Annotated in this window: 1 protein-coding gene; it reads right to left on the bottom strand. The window is 36.5% G+C overall.

The genetic code is table 11. From position 1 onward, the window contains the following. Positions 1–3: 3 nt before the first annotated feature. A partial coding sequence (gene priA, locus BHU68_RS12205; RefSeq protein ID WP_069472989.1) for a replication restart helicase PriA occupies positions 4–1341 on the bottom strand: 1338 nt, incomplete at its 5' end.

The following is a 1341-nucleotide window of genomic DNA, read 5'->3' as shown; positions in this document are numbered from 1 at the left end:
ATTCTAAAGCAAATCCTGCGGATCAACATCCAATGACCATCTTACTTTACTACCAGCCATTTTTTGCAATGTTGGCAGCCACCAAGATAAAAATTCATGTAATAGTTTACGTTCTTTAGCTTGTAATAGCAATTGGCTTCTATACCAAGTTGCTCGTTTTTCCATTGGTGCTTTTACTGGTCCCCATAGTTGTACTTGTTCATTTATTTTCGCTTGTGCTTTTGCCTTATTTAGAAATTCCATTGCTAAGTCTAGCGTTTTGGCTTCTGCACGTAATAAGGCTAAATGTGCATAAGGCGGAAATTCGGTTTGTTGACGTTCCTGTAAAGCCGCTTGGGCAAAGGCATTATAACCTTTACGAATTAGGCGCGTTAATAATGGATTATCAGGATGATGAGTTTGAATGATTACTGCCCCTGCTTCATTGGCACGCCCGGCACGCCCGGCTACTTGTATTAATAATTGTGCCATCCGTTCTGTAGAACGAAAATCTATTCCATATAAGCCGCTATCAATATTGATAATTCCAACTAATGTCACCTTTGGAAAATGATGACCTTTTGCTAACATTTGAGTTCCTATTAAAATATCAGCTTCGCCATTATGAATCGCATTTAATAATTCTTGTATTGCATTTTTACGACTTGTGGTATCACTATCAATACGTAAAATGCGTGCGCTGGGATATTGTTGTTCTAAATTTTCTTCAATACGCTCAGTACCTTGCCCTAATAAGGATAATTTTAAATATTGACAAGATGGGCATTGGCTATACATTAAATGAGATGCACCACAATGATGACAATTAAGTCTTTGATTATTACTATGATAAGTTAAATTAGCATCACAATTTTTACATGTAGCCACCCAACCACAATTATAACAAGTTAGTGTCGGAGCATATCCTCGTCGATTAATAAATAATAATACCTGCTGCCTTTTCTTTAAACGTTGCTTAATTGCTTTTTTTAATTGTGGAGATAAAGCGTTCTTTTGTTGACGCATATCTACTATGTGAAAACTAGGATGTATCGCAGCACCAGCGCGTTCCGGTAACACAAAATGCTGATAACGTTGTTGTAAAGCATTATATAAACTGTCTAATGAAGGAGTTGCAGTTCCTAATAAAATTGGAACACCAGCTTGTTTAGCTCTTACAATTGCAACATCACGAGCAGAATAACGAAAACTACTTTGTTGTTTATAAGATAAATCATGTTCTTCATCAACAATAAAAACACCGATATTAGATAATGGTATCCATACAGCAGAACGTGTTCCAATAATAATCGAGACTAAACCTTCACGAGCCAATAACCAAGTATCCAGCCGCTGTTTAGC

Origin of the sequence: Candidatus Marithrix sp. Canyon 246 (assembly GCF_001723685.1) — a bacterium.
In the GTDB taxonomy this organism is placed as follows: domain Bacteria; phylum Pseudomonadota; class Gammaproteobacteria; order Beggiatoales; family Beggiatoaceae; genus Marithrix.
The sequence above is the reverse complement of the archived record's forward strand: the minus strand, read 5'-3'. Positions and strand labels throughout refer to the sequence as shown.